The organism is Streptomyces asiaticus, from assembly GCF_018138715.1.
GTDB classification, from domain to species: domain Bacteria; phylum Actinomycetota; class Actinomycetes; order Streptomycetales; family Streptomycetaceae; genus Streptomyces; species Streptomyces asiaticus.
In genome coordinates this window covers 2,005,557-2,021,132 of the sequence record NZ_JAGSHX010000006.1, presented here as the reverse complement: position 1 = coordinate 2,021,132, position 15,576 = coordinate 2,005,557, and the positions used below count along the sequence as shown (strand labels likewise).

Genomic DNA, 15,576 nt, shown 5'->3' with positions numbered 1-15,576 from the left:
AGCGATGCACAGCACGTTGATCGTCGCCAGGATGGACTCCGGCTCGGCCCGTGAGGTCGCCGACCTGTTCGCCGCCTTCGACCGCACCGACATGCCCGCCCGGATGGGCACCCGTCGCCGTCGGCTCTTCGAGTTCCACGGCCTGTACTTCCACCTCCAGGACTTCGACGAGGACAACGGCGAGGGGCGGATCGAGGAGGCCAAGACCGATCCGCGGTTCGTGCGGATCAGCCAGGACCTGAAGCCGTACATCGAGGCGTACGACCCCGCGACGTGGCGGTCGCCCAAGGACGCCATGGCCCGTCGCTTCTATGAATGGAGTGCCTCATGAGCACCGCCGACGGCCGCCGCCGGGTGGCGATCACCGGGATCGGAGTCATCGCCCCGGGCGGGCAGGGAACCAAGGAGTTCTGGAAGCTGCTCACCGACGGACGTACCGCCACCCGCCGCATCTCCTTGTTCGACCCCTCGCCGTTCCGCTCCCAGGTGGCCGCCGAGGCCGACTTCGACGGGGAACTGTCCGGGCTGACCCCGCAGGAGGTCCGGCGGATGGACCGGGCCGCGCAGTTCGCGGTGGTCGGTGCCCGGGAGGCGGTCGCCGACAGCGGGCTGGAGTTCGGCACGCTGGACCCGCACCGGACCGGCGTGACGATCGGCAGCGCGGTCGGCGCCACCACCGGACTCGACCAGGAGTACCGCACGGTCAGCGACGGCGGTCGGCTGGAACTCGTGGACCACACCTACGCCGTGCCGCATCTGTACGGCTACATGGTGCCCAGCTCCTTCGCCACCGAGGTTGCCTGGGCAGTGGGTGCCGAGGGTCCCACCACCGTCATCTCCACGGGCTGCACCTCCGGCCTGGACGCGGTGGGTTTCGCGGTGGACGTGATCCGGGAGGGCACGGCGGACGTGATGGTCGCCGGTGCCACCGACGCGCCGATCTCCCCGATCACCGTGGCCTGCTTCGACGCGATCAAGGCGACCACGCCCCGCAACGACGACCCCGAGCACGCCTCCCGGCCCTTCGACGCCAGCCGCAACGGCTTCGTCATCGGGGAGGGCGCGGCGGTGTTCGTCCTTGAGGAACTGGAGAGCGCCCGCGCCCGGGGCGCGCGGATCTACGCCGAGGTGGCCGGATTCGCGACCCGCTCGAACGCGTTCCACATGACCGGGCTGCGGCCCGACGGCGTCGAGATGGCCGAGGCCATCCGGGTCGCGCTCGACGAGGCCCGGCTCGCCGCCGAGGACATCGACTACATCAACGCCCACGGCTCGGGCACCAAGCAGAATGACCGGCACGAGACCGCCGCGTTCAAGCGCAGCCTGGGCGAGCACGCCTACCGCACCCCGGTCAGCTCCATCAAGTCGATGGTCGGGCACTCGCTCGGCGCCATCGGCTCCATCGAGATCGCCGCGTCGGTCCTGGCCATGGCCCATGACGTGGTGCCACCGACGGCGAACCTGCACCACCCCGACCCGGAGTGCGACCTGGACTACGTGCCCCTGACGGCCCGGGACTGGAGGACCGACGCCGTGCTGTCGGTCGGCAGCGGATTCGGCGGCTTCCAGAGCGCCGTGGTGCTCGCCGACCCCGAGCGGGGCGAGCGATGAACGCCACGGTCCTGGTCACCGGCCTCGGCATCGTGGCCCCGACCGGCCTCGGCATCGAGGACTACTGGTCGGCCACGCTCGCCGGCCGGAGCGCGGTCGGGCGGGTCACCCACTTCGACCCCACGCCCTATCCGTCCCGGCTGGCGGGTGAGATCAGCGGGTTCGCCGCCGAGGAGTATCTGCCGAGCCGGCTTCTGCCGCAGACCGACCGAATGACCCGGCTCGCCCTGGTCGGCGCCGACTGGGCGTTCACCGACGCGGGTGTGGTGCCGTCCGAACTGCCCGCGTACGACGTCGGAGTGATCACCGCGAGCCACTCCGGCGGCTTCGAGTTCGGCCAGAACGAGCTGCGGGCCCTGTGGAGCAAGGGTGGTCGGCACGTCAGCGCCTACCAGTCCTTCGCGTGGTTCTACGCCGTCAACAGCGGCCAGATCTCCATCCGCAACGGTCTGCGCGGCCCCAGCAGCGTCGTGGTCAGTGACCAGGCCGGCGGGCTGGACGCGCTGGCGCAGGCCCGCCGGCAGCTCCGCAAGGGCGTCAGCATGGTCATCGCCGGCGCGGTCGACGCGTCGATCTGCCCGTGGGGGTGGGTCGCCCAGATGACCAGCGGCCGACTGAGCACCTCAGACGACCCGGCCCGGGCGTATCTGCCGTTCGATGACCGGGCCGCCGGACACGTCCCCGGGGAGGGCGGCGCCCTGCTGGTCCTGGAGGCGGCCGAGCACGCCCGGCGGCGCGGCGCCCCACGGGTGTACGGCGAGATAGCGGGCCATGCCGCCACGATCGACCCCAGGCCCGGCAGCGACCGCGCCCCCACCCTGCAGCGCGCGATCGAACTCGCCCTCGCCGACGCGGGGACGACCCCCGAGGACATCGGGGTGGTGTTCGCCGACGCCGCCGCCGTGCCGGACCTGGACCGGGCGGAGGCGGAGGCGATCACCAAGGTCTTCGGGCCGCGCGGAGTGCCGGTGACCGCGCCGAAGACCACCACCGGCCGGCTGTACTCCGGTGCCGCCGCCCTCGACCTGGCCGCCGCGTTCCTGTCGATCCGCGACCAGGTGATCCCGCCGACCGTCGGCAGCACGCTCTCCCCGTCCTATGAGATCGACCTGGTGAGCGGCGCCCCGCGACCCGCCGAGCTGCGCAGCGCCCTGGTGATCGCCCGCGGCCAGGGCGGCTTCAACTCCGCCATGGTCGTTCGCGCCGCCGAACCCGCCCACCTATGACCCGTACGAAAGGACCCGCATGTCTGCCAAGGAGTTCACCCTCGACCAGCTGAGGGCCACGTTACTGGAGGGCGCCGGCACCGACGAGAGCGTCGACCTGGACGGCGACATCCTCGACACGTCCTTCGAGGACCTGGGCTACGAGTCGCTGGCGATGCTGGAGACCGTCAGCCGCATCGAGCGCGAGCACGGCATCAGCCTGGACGAGGAGGCGGTCGGTGAGGCCGGCACTCCCCGCGCGCTGATCCGGCTGGTCAACGAACGCCTGTCCGCCACCCAGACCGCCTGAGCGGAGCCCACGATGACCGAGAACACCGCCAGGGTCGCCCTGGTCACCGGCGCCACCAGCGGGATCGGCCTCGCCGCCGCCCGGACCCTCGCCCAGCAGGGGCACCGTGTCTACATATGCGCACGTGACGAGAACGCGGTCGCCGCGACGGTGAAGACACTGCGATACGAGAACCTGGACGTGGACGGCAGCCCCGCCGACGTGCGTTCCAAGGAGGACATCGAGGCCGTGGTGCGGGCCGCGGTGGCCCGCTTCGGACCGATCGACGTGTTGGTCAACAACGCGGGGCGCAGCGGGGGAGGGGTGACCGCCGACATCGCCGACGACCTGTGGGACGACGTCGTCGCCACCAACCTCACCAGCGTCTTCCGGATGACCCGCGAGGTGCTCAACGCGGGCGGCATGCGCCAGAAGAAGCGCGGCCGGATCATCAACGTCGCGTCCACGGCGGGCAAGCAGGGCGTGGTGCTCGGCGCCCCGTACTCGGCGTCCAAGCACGGCGTGGTCGGCTTCACCAAGGCGCTGGGCAATGAGCTGGCGCCGACCGGGATCACCGTCAACGCGGTGTGCCCGGGCTACGTCGAGACGCCGATGGCCCAACGGGTGCGGCAGGGCTACGCGGCGGCGTACGGCACCTCCGAGGACGCCATTCTGGAGAAGTTCCAGGCCAAGATCCCGCTCGGCCGCTACTCCACCCCCGAGGAGGTCGCCGGCCTGGTCGGCTATCTCGCCTCCGATCCGGCCGCCTCGATCACCGCGCAGGCGCTGAACGTCTGCGGCGGCCTGGGCAATTTCTGAATCGGGAGACATCATGACGAACCGCCAGGTCGAACACGAGATCAGCGTCCAGGCCGGCGCCCGGGACGTCTACCGGCTGCTCGCCGAGGTGGAGAACTGGCCGAGGCTCTTCCCGCCGTCGGTGTACGTCGAAGTCCTCGAGCGCGAGGCGGACCAGGAGCGCATACGCATCTGGGCCACCGCCAACGGCGAGGCCAAGAACTGGACCTCGATCCGCGAGCTGGACCCGGAAGGCCTGCGCATCACCTTCCGGCAGGAGGTCTCCGCGCCGCCGGTGGCGTCGATGAGCGGCACCTGGGTCATCGAACCCCGAGGAGAGCGGGAGACCCGGCTACGGCTGCTGCACGAGTACCGCGCGATCGACGACGACCCCGAGGGCTTGCAGTGGATCGACGAGGCCGTCGACCGCAACAGCCGGGAGGAACTGCCCGGCGTCAAGGCCGGGCTGGAGGAAGCCACCCGGACCGAGGAGCTGACCCTGTCCTTCGTGGACGACGTCACCGTCAACGGCTCCGCCAAGGACCTCTACGACTTCGTCAACGAGGCCAACCTGTGGACCGAGCGGCTGCCGCATGTCAACGAGGTGAAGCTGACCGAGGACACCCCCGGCCTCCAGGTGCTGCGGATGGAGACGCTCACCAAGGACGGCTCCGCGCACACCACCGAGTCGGTCCGGGTCTGTTTCCCGCACCACAAGATCGCCTACAAGCAGACCACGCTGCCGGCGCTGATGAAGCTGCACACCGGGTACTGGACCTTCGAGGAGGGGCCCGACGGCGTCACCACCGCCGCCTCCCAGCACACGGTGGTCATCAACGCCGAGAACATCACCAGGATCCTCGGCCCGGACGCGGGCGTGTCCGAGGCCCGGGAGTTCATCCGCAACGCACTCGGCAACAACAGCCGGGCCACCCTGGGCCACGCCAAGGACTATGCGGAAGCGCGGCGCTGACCGATGCCCACTCCCTCGACCCACGGCGCGCCGGACACCGATGTCGTGGTGGTCGGTGCCGGTCCGGTCGGACTGCTGCTCGCCGGGGACCTGTGCGCGCACGGGGTGCGGGTCCTGGTGGTGGAGCAGCTGGTCCGGCCGATGACCGAGTCGCGCGCCTCCACCCTGCACGCCCGCACCATGGAGGTGCTGGCCGAGCGCGGCGTCCTCGACCGGCTCGGCTCGCTTCCGGACGGCGGTCCGGGGCACTTCGGCGGTATCCGGCTCGACGTGGCGGAGGCCGACCCCGGACATCCCTACGCGGGACAGTGGAAGTGCCCCCAGACCCGGCTCGAAGCAGTGCTCCAGGAGCGGGCCGTGGAGCTGGGGGCGCGGATCCGGCGGGGCCGGCGGCTGGTGGACCTCGCCGAGCAGGGCGACCGGGTGCTGGTCGAGACCGTACCCGTGGACCGGGCAGCGGACGGCGGAGTGGCCGACGGCACGCGGGAACGGATGACAGGCTCCTACGTCGTCGGCTGCGACGGCTGGCAGTCCACGGTACGGAAGGCCGCCGCGTTCGAGTTCGCCGGCCGGGACGCGACTCGGGAGATGCTGCGGGCCGACGTCGCCGGGATCGACATTCCCGCCCGGCGGTTCGAGCGGCTGGAGCACGGACTGGCCACCGCGCACCGCTGGCCGGACGGCACCACCCGGGTCATGGTGCACGTCTACGGCGCCGAGCCCCGGCCCCGTACCGGAGCGCCGGAGTTCGGCGAGGTCGTGCGGGCTTGGGCGCGGGTGACGGGCGAGGACATCGGCCACGGGACACCGCTGTGGCTGAACGCCTTCGACGACGCCCGGCATCAGGCCACCCGCTACCGGCGGGGCCGGATCCTGCTCGCCGGCGACGCCGCGCATGCGCAGATGCCGGTGGGTGGACAGGCCCTCAACCTCGGGCTCCAGGACGCGGCGGCCCTCGGCGGGCGGCTCGCCCAGCGCCTTGGCGGCGGGGTGGACGACGCGGTCCTGGACGACTACCACCGGGAGCGCCATCCCATCGGCGTGCGCACCCTCACCGACATCCAGGCCCAGTCGACCCTGCTGCTCGGCGGGCCCGAGATCGAGCCCCTGCGGGAGGTCTTCGCCGAGCTGATGCGCTTCGACACCGTACGCCGCCGGCTGGCCCGCATGATCAGCGGCCTCGGCCTGCCCCGTACCCCGGTCGCGCCGCCACCCGCCACCGCCTCGGCGCGCCCCCTTCATTCCCCGACGACTGCGAACGGCAGGACTTCCACCATGGACAAGCTTTCCCGCAAGACCGCGCTGGTGACCGGATCCAGCCGAGGCATCGGGCGGGCCACCGCGCAGCGGCTGGCCGCCGAGGGCGCGCTGGTCGCCGTGCACTACGCGACCAACGAGGACGCGGCGCAGGAGACCATCGAGCTGATCGAGAAGGACGGCGGCCGGGCCTTTGGCGTCCGGGCCGAACTCGGCGTCCCCGGCGACGTCCACACCTTGTTCCTCGGCCTGGAGCGCGGGCTGAAGGAGCGGACCGGCGGCACCACTGTGGACATCGTCGTCAACAACGCGGCCGTGACGACCCCGACCGGGGTGCAGCCGGAGGATGTCACCCCCGATGAGTTCGACCGGCTCTTCGCGGTGAACGCCAAGGCGCCCTTCTTCATCGTGCAGCGCGCCCTGCCGCTGCTCCCCGATGGCGGCCGGATCATCAACATCTCCTCCGGACTGACCAGGGTCGCCAATCCCGACCAGGTCGCCTACTCGATGACCAAGGGCGCGATCGAGCAGATCACCCTGCACTTCGCCCGCCACCTCGCCCCGCGCGGCATCACCGTCAACAGCGTGGCGCCCGGCATCACGAACAACGGCGGCCCCGTCTTCGACATCCCCGAGGCCGTGGCGCAGATGGCACAGCTGTCGGCCTTCAAGCGGGTGGGCGAGGCGGTGGACGTCGCGGACGTGGTGACCTTCCTGGCCACCCACGAGGCCCGCTGGATCACCGGCGCCTTCATCGACGCCAGCGGCGGCACCCTGCTGGGCTGACCCCCGGCCATACGAGAGGAGGGGGAGAACGGTGACGGCCGTACAGGAACCGCCGACTTTTACCGAACACGTCGGCGAACTCAGGGAATTGAAGGAAACAGCCCGGCTCGGGGCCGACCCCAGGGCCACCGAGCGCCAGCACGCCAAGGGGAAGCTGACCGCGTACGAACGCATCGACCTCCTGCTCGACCCCGGGAGCTTCACCGAGGTCGAGCCATTGCGGCGGCACCGGGCCACGGGGTTCGGACTGGAGGGCAAACGGCCGCACACCGACGGTGTCGTCACTGGCTGGGGCACCGTCGAGGGGCGGACGGTCTTCGTGTACGCGCACGACTTCAGGATCTTCGGCGGCGCGCTGGGCGAGGCCCACGCGGAGAAGATTCAGAAGATCATGGACATGGCCGTCGCGGCGGGTAGTCCGCTGGTCTCCCTCAATGACGGCGCCGGCGCGCGCATCCAGGAGGGCGTCTCCGCGCTCGCCGGCTACGGCGGGATCTTCCAGCGCAACACCCGGGCGTCCGGCGTCATCCCGCAGATCAGTGTGATGCTCGGCGCCTGTGCGGGCGGCGCGGCCTACTCGCCCGCGCTCACCGACTTCGTCTTCGCGGTCCGCGGGATCTCACAGATGTTCATCACCGGCCCCGACGTGGTCCGCGCGGTCACCGGCGAGAAGGTCACGCACGACGGGCTCGGCGGCGCCGACGTCCACGGCAGTTCCTCGGGCGTCGCCCACTTCGTCTACGACGACGAGGAGACCTGTCTGGCCGAGGTGCGCTGGCTGCTGTCGATGCTGCCCTCCCACAACCGTGAACTGCCGCCCGCCGCCGTAACCGGGGACCCTGCGGACCGCGGGGTGGACCGGCTGGTGGAGCTGGTGCCGCTGGACGGCAACCGGTCCTACGACATGCGTGAGGTGATCGCCGAGATCGTCGACGACGGCGACTTCATGGAAGTGCACGCCCAGTGGGGTGCCAACCTGGTGTGCGCGCTGGGCCGGCTCGACGGCGAGGTGCTCGGCGTGGTGGCGAACCAGCCGGCCGCGCTGGCCGGTGTCCTCGACATCACCGCGAGCGAGAAGGGCGCCAGGTTCGTCCAGTTCTGCGACGCCTTCAACATTCCGCTGCTCACGCTGGTGGACGTCCCCGGCTTCCTGCCCGGCGTCGATCAGGAGCACGAGGGCATCATCCGCCGCGGCGCCAAGCTGCTCTACGCGTACTGCAACGCCACCGTGCCGCGGATCTCGGTGGTGCTGCGCAAGGCGTACGGCGGCGCCTACATCGTGATGGACTCGCGTTCCATCGGTGCGGATCTCGCCCTGGCCTGGCCCACCAACGAGATCGCGGTAATGGGCGCGGAGGCGGCCGCGGACGTGGTCTTCCGACGGGAGATCGCCGCCTCGGACGACCCCGCGACCACCCGCGAACAGAAGATCAAGGAGTACCGGCGGGAGCTGGTGCACCCGTACTACGCGGCCGAACGCGGCCTGGTCGACGACGTGATCGACCCGGGCGACACCCGCGCCGTGCTGGCCCGCGCCTTCGCGATGCTGCGACGCAAGGACGCCGACCTGCCGCGCCGCAAGCACGGCAACCCGCCGCAGTGACCGCCGCGACGGAGCCGACCGGCGACGGGCAGGTCTTCCTGCGGATCGAGAAGGGCCGCCCGGACGCGATGGAGCTCGCCGCGCTCACCGCGGCCCTGTTCCAACGCCTCGCCGCCCAGCCGGCGGAACCGGACCGGCCCCGGCCCCGGGCCGGCTGGCGCCGCCCCGAACGGTCACCGGGCTTCCAGGGCCCCAGGTCATGGCAGGACACGGCCCCGTGAACCCCCCTCGAGTACGCCAACGACGAACGGAAGTCAGGGCATGGAATCAGGAATTCTCTTCGACCTGCGCAACCCGGAGGCCTGGCACCGGCCGTGGGCCGACCACTACGCGCGCTCGCTCGAGTGGTGCGAGGAGGTCGACCGGCGCGGTATCGGTGGCGTGTGGTTCACCGAGCACCACCTGTTCGAGGACGGCTATCTGCCGCAGCCGCTGGTGTTCGCCGCCGCGGCGGCCGCCCGGACCCGTGACTGCCGGATCGGCACCGCGGTGATCCTGCCCAACCTGCGCAGGCCGGCCCAGCTCGCCGAGGACGCCGCGATCGTCGATCTGATCAGCGGCGGCCGGCTCGAACTCGGCGTCGGCGCCGGCTACCGGGTGCCCGAGTACGACCTGTTCGGCGCCGAGTTCGACCGCCGGTTCGGCCGGGTGGAGAAGAACATCCGCGAGGTGCGCAGGCTGTGGGAGGAAGGCGGCATCACGCCCGGCCCGATCCAGCGCCCGGTGCCCGTGTGGGGTGGTTTCTACGGACCGCGCGGTGCCCGGATCGCCGGCCGCCTCGGCATCGGATTGCTGCACATCAACCGGGCGATGTACGAGCACTACGAGGCCGGGCTCGCGGAAGGCGGCCACGATCCGCGAACCGCTCGGGTCTCGGACCTGCTCCCGGTGATCCTCGCGGACGACCCCGAGGCCGTCTGGCCCCGGATCGCCCCGCACCTGGTCCACCAGATGAACACCTACCGCCTCGGGTCCGTGGAGGGCACCGACCACCCCGCCCCGCCGCTGCTCAAGGTCGAGGACTTCCCCGAGAAGCGGCCCGAGGACGGTTCCTGGGCCACTCTTGAGGTGCTCACCCCCGAGCAGGCCGCGGTACGCATCCACGAGCGGACCAGGGGACTGCCCGTCAGGCACCTCATCTTCTGGGCGAGCGTCGCGGGGATGCCGGACGATCTCGTGGCCCGGCACATCGAGCTGGTCGCCGAGTTGCCGAAGCTGCTGGAGAGGCAGTCGGCCGGTGGGTGAGCCGGTCGTGACCCCGGCGGCCGCCGCGCCGCATGGGATCCACCGCCACCGGGCCCTGCTGGTCGTCCTCTCCGGAAACATGCTCCTGGACGCCATCGAGGTCTCGGTGGTGCTGGTGGCCCTGCCGTCGATCGGCGCCGACCTGGGACTGACCATGTGGTCGGTGCAGTGGCTGATGAGCGGATTCGCCCTCGGCTTCGCCGCGATGCTGGCCCTGGGGCCGGTGCTGTCCGGCCGCTTCGGGCTGCGCCGCGTCTACCTCGCCGCGATGCTGCTCTTCGCGCTCGCCTCCGTCGTCGGCGGACTGAGCGACGGCATGGCGATGCTGGTCGCCTCCCGGCTGGTCAAGGGGGCGTGTGCGGCGCTGACCGCGCCCGCCGGACTGGCGCTGATCGGCACCACATTCCCCGGCGGTCCGCCGCAGCGCCGGGCGGTGTCGGTGTACTCGCTGTTCGGCGCGGCCGGGTTCACCGCGGGGCTGCTGCTCTCCGGAGCGCTGGCCCCCGGCCACTGGCACGGGACGTTCCTGTTCCCCGCCCCGGTGGCCCTGGCACTGCTGGTGTGGGGTTTCCGGGTGATCCCCGGCGGTGTACGGCAGCCGCCGACTCCGCTCGGCGGGGCGATCCTGCGCAACGGCCCGCTGGTGCGGGCGACGATGGGTGCGGCCACCCTCAACGGGACCTACATCGGCCTGCTGTTGCTGGCCACGTTCCGGGCGAGCGACGCCTTCGGCTGGCGGCCGTGGCAGGTCGCGCTCGGCCTGCTGCCCGCCTGTGTGCCGCTCGCGGTCTCGGTCCCGTTCGCCGGACGGCTGGTCCAGCGGTTCGGTACCGGGCGGTTGATCGCCGCCGGGGCGCTGTGCGCTCTCGCCGGCCAGCTTTACGCCCTGCTGCGGCCGGGCCCGCTGTCGTACGCGGCCGGCCTGCTGCCCGCGCTGCTCCTGGTGTCGGCCGCCTTCGTGCTCTCCTTCGCGGCGCTGAACATGCAGGCCGCGCAGAGCGTGGCACCGGCCCTGCGCGGTGCGGCCGTGCCGGTCTACCAGACGGGTGTACAGCTGGGCAGCGTCGTCATGCTGCCCCTGGTCGCCGGGCTCGCCACCCTCACCGACGGCTACCGGGCGCCCCTGCTGGCGACGTCGCTGGTCGCGGCGGTGGGGGTGGTGGCAGCCGTGGGCGGGCTGCGCGAGCGCACATGACGTCCGCCTCAGCCGGTCAGCAGCTCCCGGGTGACGGCGTCGAGCCGCCGGGCGTCCTCCGGGTCGAACGAGTGGTGCCGCAGATCCAGGCGCCGGCCTTCGAAGAAGGCGCTCAGCGGCTCGGTGGGCGGGCTGTCGATGGCCGCGACGATTGGGGTGATGCCGGCCTCGACCGGCTTGGCGAACCGCAGCATCTCCTTGACGTGGGCGGCGGTGGCCGGGTCGAACTCGCCGGCGAAGCCGGTCGCCGTACCGCCCGGGAAGTCCAGCACGTACCGGGTCCGGTGGCCAGGGCGCTGGAGGGAGAAGGAGACGCCGAGGAGGTTGTTCAGCTTGCCGCCCTGGAACATGGCGTCCCAGCCGTCGTAACCCCGCTCGAGGCCCAGGTCGTCCCAGTGGATCTGGCCCGCTTCCACGCCCGGCCCGGCCACGTTCACGATGACCGGGGCGGGGGCCTTCTCCAGCAGGTCGAGCAGGCCGTTGCCGAGCAGGAAGCGGCTCAGGTAGTACAGCGCGAAATTGTGCTCGAAACCTTCGGAGGTGACGCGGCGGGAGGAGCGGAAGAACCGGGCGCACAGCACCAGGGCGTCCACCGCGGGGAAATTCTCCCTGATGTCCTCGATGATCCGCTTGTTTTCGCTGACCAGACTGAGGTCCGCGGGCAGGAAGAAGGCCCGCTCCCCGGCGCCCAGTTCTTCCGCCGTGGCAAGGAAGATCCGCCCCTTCTCCGGATGCGGGCCGATGACCACCACCTGGTCGCCGCGCTTCAGATACGTGTGGGCGAGCGCTTCTCCGATGCCGGAGGTGCCGCCCGAGACAACCAGGGTCTTCATGATGTTCTCCTTGAGGGCCGGAACGAGAAAAGAAAGGGTCGTGCAATGAGCTACGAGGCAGATCTGGCCGAGACGGTGAAGCACCTCACCGAACGGGTCCATGAACTGGAGGCGATTCACGAACTCCAGCGGCTGCGCACCGAGTTCCACCGCTGCCTGAACAACGCGGAGTGGGACGGGCTGGCCAGTCTGTTCACCGACGATGCGCACCTCGACTACGGCGACTTCGGGCAGGCGCACGGCAGCGCCGGAATCCGCGAATTCTACAGCGCCTTACCGGGGAAGATCCTCGAATTCCAGACCGGCGCCCGGACCATCTCTTTCAAGAACTTCGTCCACGGGCACCAGGTCGAGGTGCTGAGCAGGGAATCCGCCATCGGCGTCTCCTTCTTCGAGGAGAAGATACGGTTCGACCGGGAGAGCGAAATCCACAACAGCATCGGCCAGTTCACCGACACCTACGCCCACCGGGACGGGCGTTGGCACTTCGTCAAGGTCGAGCTGGATCACTACTGGGTGGTGCCGGACAACGAGGGCTGGCGCTGGCCCTGGTGATCCCCGCCGGGCCCCCGGCACCCGTTGCCGGGGGCCGAGCCGCACGGCTGTTATCCGCGTGCGGCCTCTTCCTGGGCCAGTGGGGCAGCGGCCGGCGCGACGACGCGCCGGCGCAGCGCGGGGAGCATGGCGAGCACTCCGAGCACCGCGAAGATCAGCGGTACCGCCAGCGCGACGCGCAGGCCGTGCAGCACCTCGGAGGGCGCGGGACCGGTGTTCGCCGCGTTGACGGCGGTGGCCACGCTCAGCCCCAGCGCCGGACCGATCTGGAACGAGGTGTTGACCAGGCCGCCGGCCACCCCCTGGTCCGCCACGGGAACGCTGTCGGCCGCCGCCATGGTGAGCGGTCCGTACGCCAGCGAGAAGCCGAGGCCGATCAGCAGGAACGCGGGCAGCAGCAGCGCGGCGTAGCTGGAGTCGGCGGTCAGGAACTGGAGCAGCGCGTAGGCCAGGACGGCCGAGGTCATGCCCGCCAGGACCACCCGCTCCACGCCGAAGCGGCCCACCATCGGGGCGGCGATCCGGGTCGACAGCACGGCGGCGACCAGCCCCACCGGGCTCACCGCGAACCCGGTCTCCATCGCCGACCAGCCCCGGTAGTCCTGGAAGTACAGCGTCATGGTGAACAGCACGCCGATCCAGGCACCGATCAGCGACATCGCGGCGATGTTGGCGCGGACCAGGGCGGGGGAGCGCAGCATGTCCAGCCTGACCAGCGGCTTGTCGACCTTCCGCTCGATCGCGGTGAACACGACGAGGAGCAGCGCGGCGGCCACCAGCGAGCCCAGGGTGCGGGCCGAGGCCCAGCCCACCTCCGGTGCCTGCACCAGGGTGAACACCACCAGCACCATGGTCGCGGTGATGGTCACGGCGCCGAGGATGTCGAAGTCCTTGGCGCCACCCTCCGGCCGGGGCGACCGCGGGATCAGCGCGAGGCCCCCGAGGAACGCGGCGAGTCCGACGACGGACGGGGCGAAGAACACCCAGCGCCAGTCCAGGTCGGTGAGCAGACCGCCGATGACCATGCCGAAGGCCATGCCGGTGGCGCCGGTCGCGGTGAAGATGGCCAGGGCCTTGTTGCGGATGTGGCCCTCGGCGAAGCTCGTGGTGATGATCGAGAACCCGGCAGGGGCGCTGAACGCGGCGCCGACGCCGGTGACGAAGCGGGCCGCGATGAGCACCTCGCCGTTGGGAGCCGCGCCGCCGATCGTGGAGCCGATGACGAAGACCATCAGCGACGCGAGCAGCATCCTGCGCCGGCCCAGCAGGTCGGCGGCGCGTCCGCCGAGGAGCAGGAAGCCGCCGAAGCCGACCACATAGCCGGTGATCACCCATTGGAGGGTGCTGGTCGACATGTCGAGCGAGGTCCCGATCGCCGGCAGGGCGACGCCTTTCATCGAGACGTCGAGGGCGTCGAGGAATAACGCGCCGCAGAGCACGGCAAGCATGCCGTAAGCCTTGGAGGACATGGTCGTGAAGACCGCGTTGGTTGGGGGAGGGGCGGGCATGAGAGCCTCCAGAAGAGCCGGACCGATCGGTCTGTTATCAGCCGAGGCACAGCATGACCGTGTCACTGACGGGATGTCAATGCGACTTCCCTGGGAGGGGACCGATCGGTCTGATAGTCTCCGGAAGCATGCCGCGCAAACGCACGCCCGACGCTCATGACCGCATCCTGGATGCCGCGGGCGGCCTGTTCGACCGCTATGGTGTGCACGCGGTCGGGATGCAGCAGATCATCGATGACCTGGGGTGCGGAAAGCAGCTTCTCTACCGGGAATTCGCCAGCAAGGACAAGCTGGTCGTGGCTTATCTGGAACGCTGCACCCAGGATTGGGACCGCACCTTCGCGCGCGCCCTCGCGGCGGCTGCCACACCCGAGGAGCAGCTCGTCGAAGTGGTCCGTGCCGTCCAGACCATGGTGCCCGGAACCCGTGGCTGCTCCCTGCGCAATACGCACGCCGAATTCCCCGACCCGGAACATCCCGCGCACCAGGTCTCCCTGGAGCATTTCAAGGCTGTCCGGGAACAGCTGCGGGAATTGGCGCGGCGGACTTCCGCGGCCGATCCTGACCGACTGGGTGACCGGATCATGCTGATCATCGACGGCGTGTACGCGAGCGGCGCCACGCTCGGTGCCACGGGCACCGCGGAGGAAGCCGTCGCATTGGCCCGCGACGTGATTCGGATCGAGACGTCCCTGCCGGTGGCGGAATCGGAAATACCGGCTGACGTCGGGTAATTGACGGCGGGACGGAGCACCGAGTCCGCCGCACCCGAACCTGTGGTCGTCCCGCAGTGACAGGGCGGATCTCCGCGGTGTTGCCTGGAAACCCGTTGGAGGCCGACCGGCGGCCTTCAGAGTTTCCGAGGGAGACCATCGTGACCCAGCCCAAGCCCGTCGCGCTGATCAGCGGAGCCGGCCGAGGCATCGGCGCGGCCACCGCGCGGGAGCTGGGGCGGCGCGGCTACCACGTGATAGTCAACTACCGGAGCAACTCCGAGGCCGCCGACGCCGTCGTCGAGACGATCACACGGGAGGGTGGCTCGGCCCAGGCCGCCCAGGCCGACGTCTGCGACGCCGAGCAGGTCGCCGCCCTGGTCGAGCGGGTCCGCTCGGAACACGGCCGGATCGACGTGCTGATCCTCAATGCCAACACGGTCAACCCGTCGTTCGTGCCCCTGACGGAGCTGTCCTGGGACGCCTTCGCCGAGAAGGTCAACGGCGAGCTGTCCGGGGTGTTCCACCTCAGCCGGCACACACTCGCCGTCATGCGGGAGCAGCGGTCGGGCCGGATCGTCTTCATCTCGAGCACCGCCACCGACTTCATCGGCATGGCCGTGGCACACTCCACCGCCAAGGCCGCGCTGAACACCTTCAGCCGTCATGTCGCCGGAGTCGGGGCGCAGTACGGCGTCCGGGTGAACACGGTCTCGTTCGGAGCGGTGCGTACGGAGTCTTCCGGGGCGGGCTTCAGCGAAGGCCTGCGGAAGTTCCTCACGGACCGTTCCGTGCTGTCCCGCTTGGTCGAGCCCGAGGACGCGGCGCGCGCCGTGGCCTCGGTGGCCGACGAGGACTTCGGAGCCGTGGCGGGGCAACTGATCCGGGTGGATGGCGGGTTCGGCATCCTCGACGAGCAGCTTCACCCGTTGGCCGAGCACTTCTCCTGACCGAGGCGGTGCGCCGCCCGTCGGCAGGCCCTGACAGGCCCGGCCGCGTCCAGCC

At 70.8% G+C, this 15,576-nt stretch carries 16 protein-coding genes; 14 read left to right on the top strand and 2 right to left on the bottom strand.

The window, feature by feature from the left end; genetic code table 11:
- The first annotated feature begins 4 nt into the window (after positions 1 to 4).
- The 11 genes from KHP12_RS16220 to KHP12_RS16170 are packed head-to-tail and all read left to right on the top strand — an operon-like array spanning position 5 to position 10,962.
- Positions 5 to 331 carry a TcmI family type II polyketide cyclase gene (locus KHP12_RS16220; RefSeq protein WP_086879607.1) on the top strand — a complete coding sequence of 109 codons (327 nt, stop codon included), beginning with the start codon at positions 5 to 7 and terminating at the stop codon, positions 329 to 331.
- A complete protein-coding gene (locus KHP12_RS16215; RefSeq protein ID WP_167442331.1) occupies positions 328 to 1,611 on the top strand; it encodes a beta-ketoacyl-[acyl-carrier-protein] synthase family protein in 1,284 nt (427 codons plus the stop codon). Before KHP12_RS16220 ends, KHP12_RS16215 begins: the two co-directional genes overlap by 4 nt.
- The gene (locus KHP12_RS16210; protein ID WP_086879605.1) at positions 1,608 to 2,837 is read left to right on the top strand and encodes a ketosynthase chain-length factor; all 1,230 of its coding nucleotides are present in this window, start codon (positions 1,608 to 1,610) and stop codon (positions 2,835 to 2,837) included. Before KHP12_RS16215 ends, KHP12_RS16210 begins: the two co-directional genes overlap by 4 nt.
- A 19-nt stretch (positions 2,838 to 2,856) precedes the next feature.
- Positions 2,857 to 3,126 (top strand): acyl carrier protein, encoded by a 270-nt coding sequence (locus tag KHP12_RS16205; RefSeq protein ID WP_086879604.1) that lies wholly within the window; start codon positions 2,857 to 2,859, stop codon positions 3,124 to 3,126.
- A gap of 12 nt (positions 3,127 to 3,138) precedes the next feature.
- Positions 3,139 to 3,924, top strand: a complete 786-nt coding sequence (gene fabG, locus KHP12_RS16200; protein WP_086879603.1) for a 3-oxoacyl-ACP reductase FabG — start codon at positions 3,139 to 3,141, stop codon at positions 3,922 to 3,924.
- A 13-nt stretch (positions 3,925 to 3,937) separates the two neighbouring features.
- Positions 3,938 to 4,876 (top strand): aromatase/cyclase, encoded by a 939-nt coding sequence (locus KHP12_RS16195; RefSeq protein ID WP_086879602.1) that lies wholly within the window; start codon positions 3,938 to 3,940, stop codon positions 4,874 to 4,876.
- A gap of 3 nt (positions 4,877 to 4,879) precedes the next feature.
- Entirely contained in the window at positions 4,880 to 6,919 is a 2,040-nt protein-coding gene (locus KHP12_RS16190; RefSeq protein ID WP_086879601.1) for an SDR family oxidoreductase, read from the top strand.
- 31 nt (positions 6,920 to 6,950) lie between these two features.
- On the top strand, positions 6,951 to 8,522 hold the full coding sequence (locus KHP12_RS16185) for an acyl-CoA carboxylase subunit beta (RefSeq protein WP_211833093.1): 1,572 nt from the start codon (positions 6,951 to 6,953) through the stop codon (positions 8,520 to 8,522).
- Positions 8,519 to 8,743 carry an acyl-CoA carboxylase subunit epsilon gene (locus KHP12_RS16180; protein ID WP_276328606.1) on the top strand — a complete coding sequence of 75 codons (225 nt, stop codon included), beginning with the start codon at positions 8,519 to 8,521 and terminating at the stop codon, positions 8,741 to 8,743. The genes KHP12_RS16185 and KHP12_RS16180 overlap by 4 nt, the downstream gene beginning before the upstream one ends.
- A gap of 40 nt (positions 8,744 to 8,783) precedes the next feature.
- On the top strand, positions 8,784 to 9,767 hold the full coding sequence (locus KHP12_RS16175; protein WP_086879599.1) for an LLM class flavin-dependent oxidoreductase: 984 nt from the start codon (positions 8,784 to 8,786) through the stop codon (positions 9,765 to 9,767).
- Positions 9,760 to 10,962, top strand: coding sequence for an MFS transporter (locus tag KHP12_RS16170; RefSeq protein ID WP_308036097.1), 1,203 nt, complete (start codon positions 9,760 to 9,762; stop codon positions 10,960 to 10,962). The genes KHP12_RS16175 and KHP12_RS16170 overlap by 8 nt, the downstream gene beginning before the upstream one ends.
- A gap of 8 nt (positions 10,963 to 10,970) precedes the next feature.
- Here KHP12_RS16170 and KHP12_RS16165 read toward each other — a convergent pair whose 3' ends face one another.
- Positions 10,971 to 11,795, bottom strand: a complete 825-nt coding sequence (locus KHP12_RS16165) for an SDR family NAD(P)-dependent oxidoreductase (protein WP_211833092.1) — start codon at positions 11,793 to 11,795, stop codon at positions 10,971 to 10,973.
- Between the two features lie 45 nt (positions 11,796 to 11,840).
- On the opposite strand from KHP12_RS16165, the gene KHP12_RS16160 reads away from it, so the two are divergent.
- Positions 11,841 to 12,350, top strand: a complete 510-nt coding sequence (locus tag KHP12_RS16160; protein WP_167442330.1) for a nuclear transport factor 2 family protein — start codon at positions 11,841 to 11,843, stop codon at positions 12,348 to 12,350.
- Between the two features lie 50 nt (positions 12,351 to 12,400).
- On the opposite strand, the gene KHP12_RS16155 is transcribed toward KHP12_RS16160, so the two are convergent.
- Entirely contained in the window at positions 12,401 to 13,858 is a 1,458-nt protein-coding gene (locus KHP12_RS16155; protein ID WP_208652827.1) for an MFS transporter, read from the bottom strand.
- A 128-nt stretch (positions 13,859 to 13,986) separates the two neighbouring features.
- Here KHP12_RS16155 and KHP12_RS16150 point away from each other — a divergent pair, with 128 nt between their 5' ends.
- The gene (locus KHP12_RS16150; RefSeq protein WP_211833091.1) at positions 13,987 to 14,592 is read left to right on the top strand and encodes a TetR/AcrR family transcriptional regulator; all 606 of its coding nucleotides are present in this window, start codon (positions 13,987 to 13,989) and stop codon (positions 14,590 to 14,592) included.
- Between the two features lie 140 nt (positions 14,593 to 14,732).
- Positions 14,733 to 15,521 carry an SDR family oxidoreductase gene (locus tag KHP12_RS16145; protein ID WP_210610034.1) on the top strand — a complete coding sequence of 263 codons (789 nt, stop codon included), beginning with the start codon at positions 14,733 to 14,735 and terminating at the stop codon, positions 15,519 to 15,521.
- Positions 15,522 to 15,576: the final 55 nt, after the last annotated feature.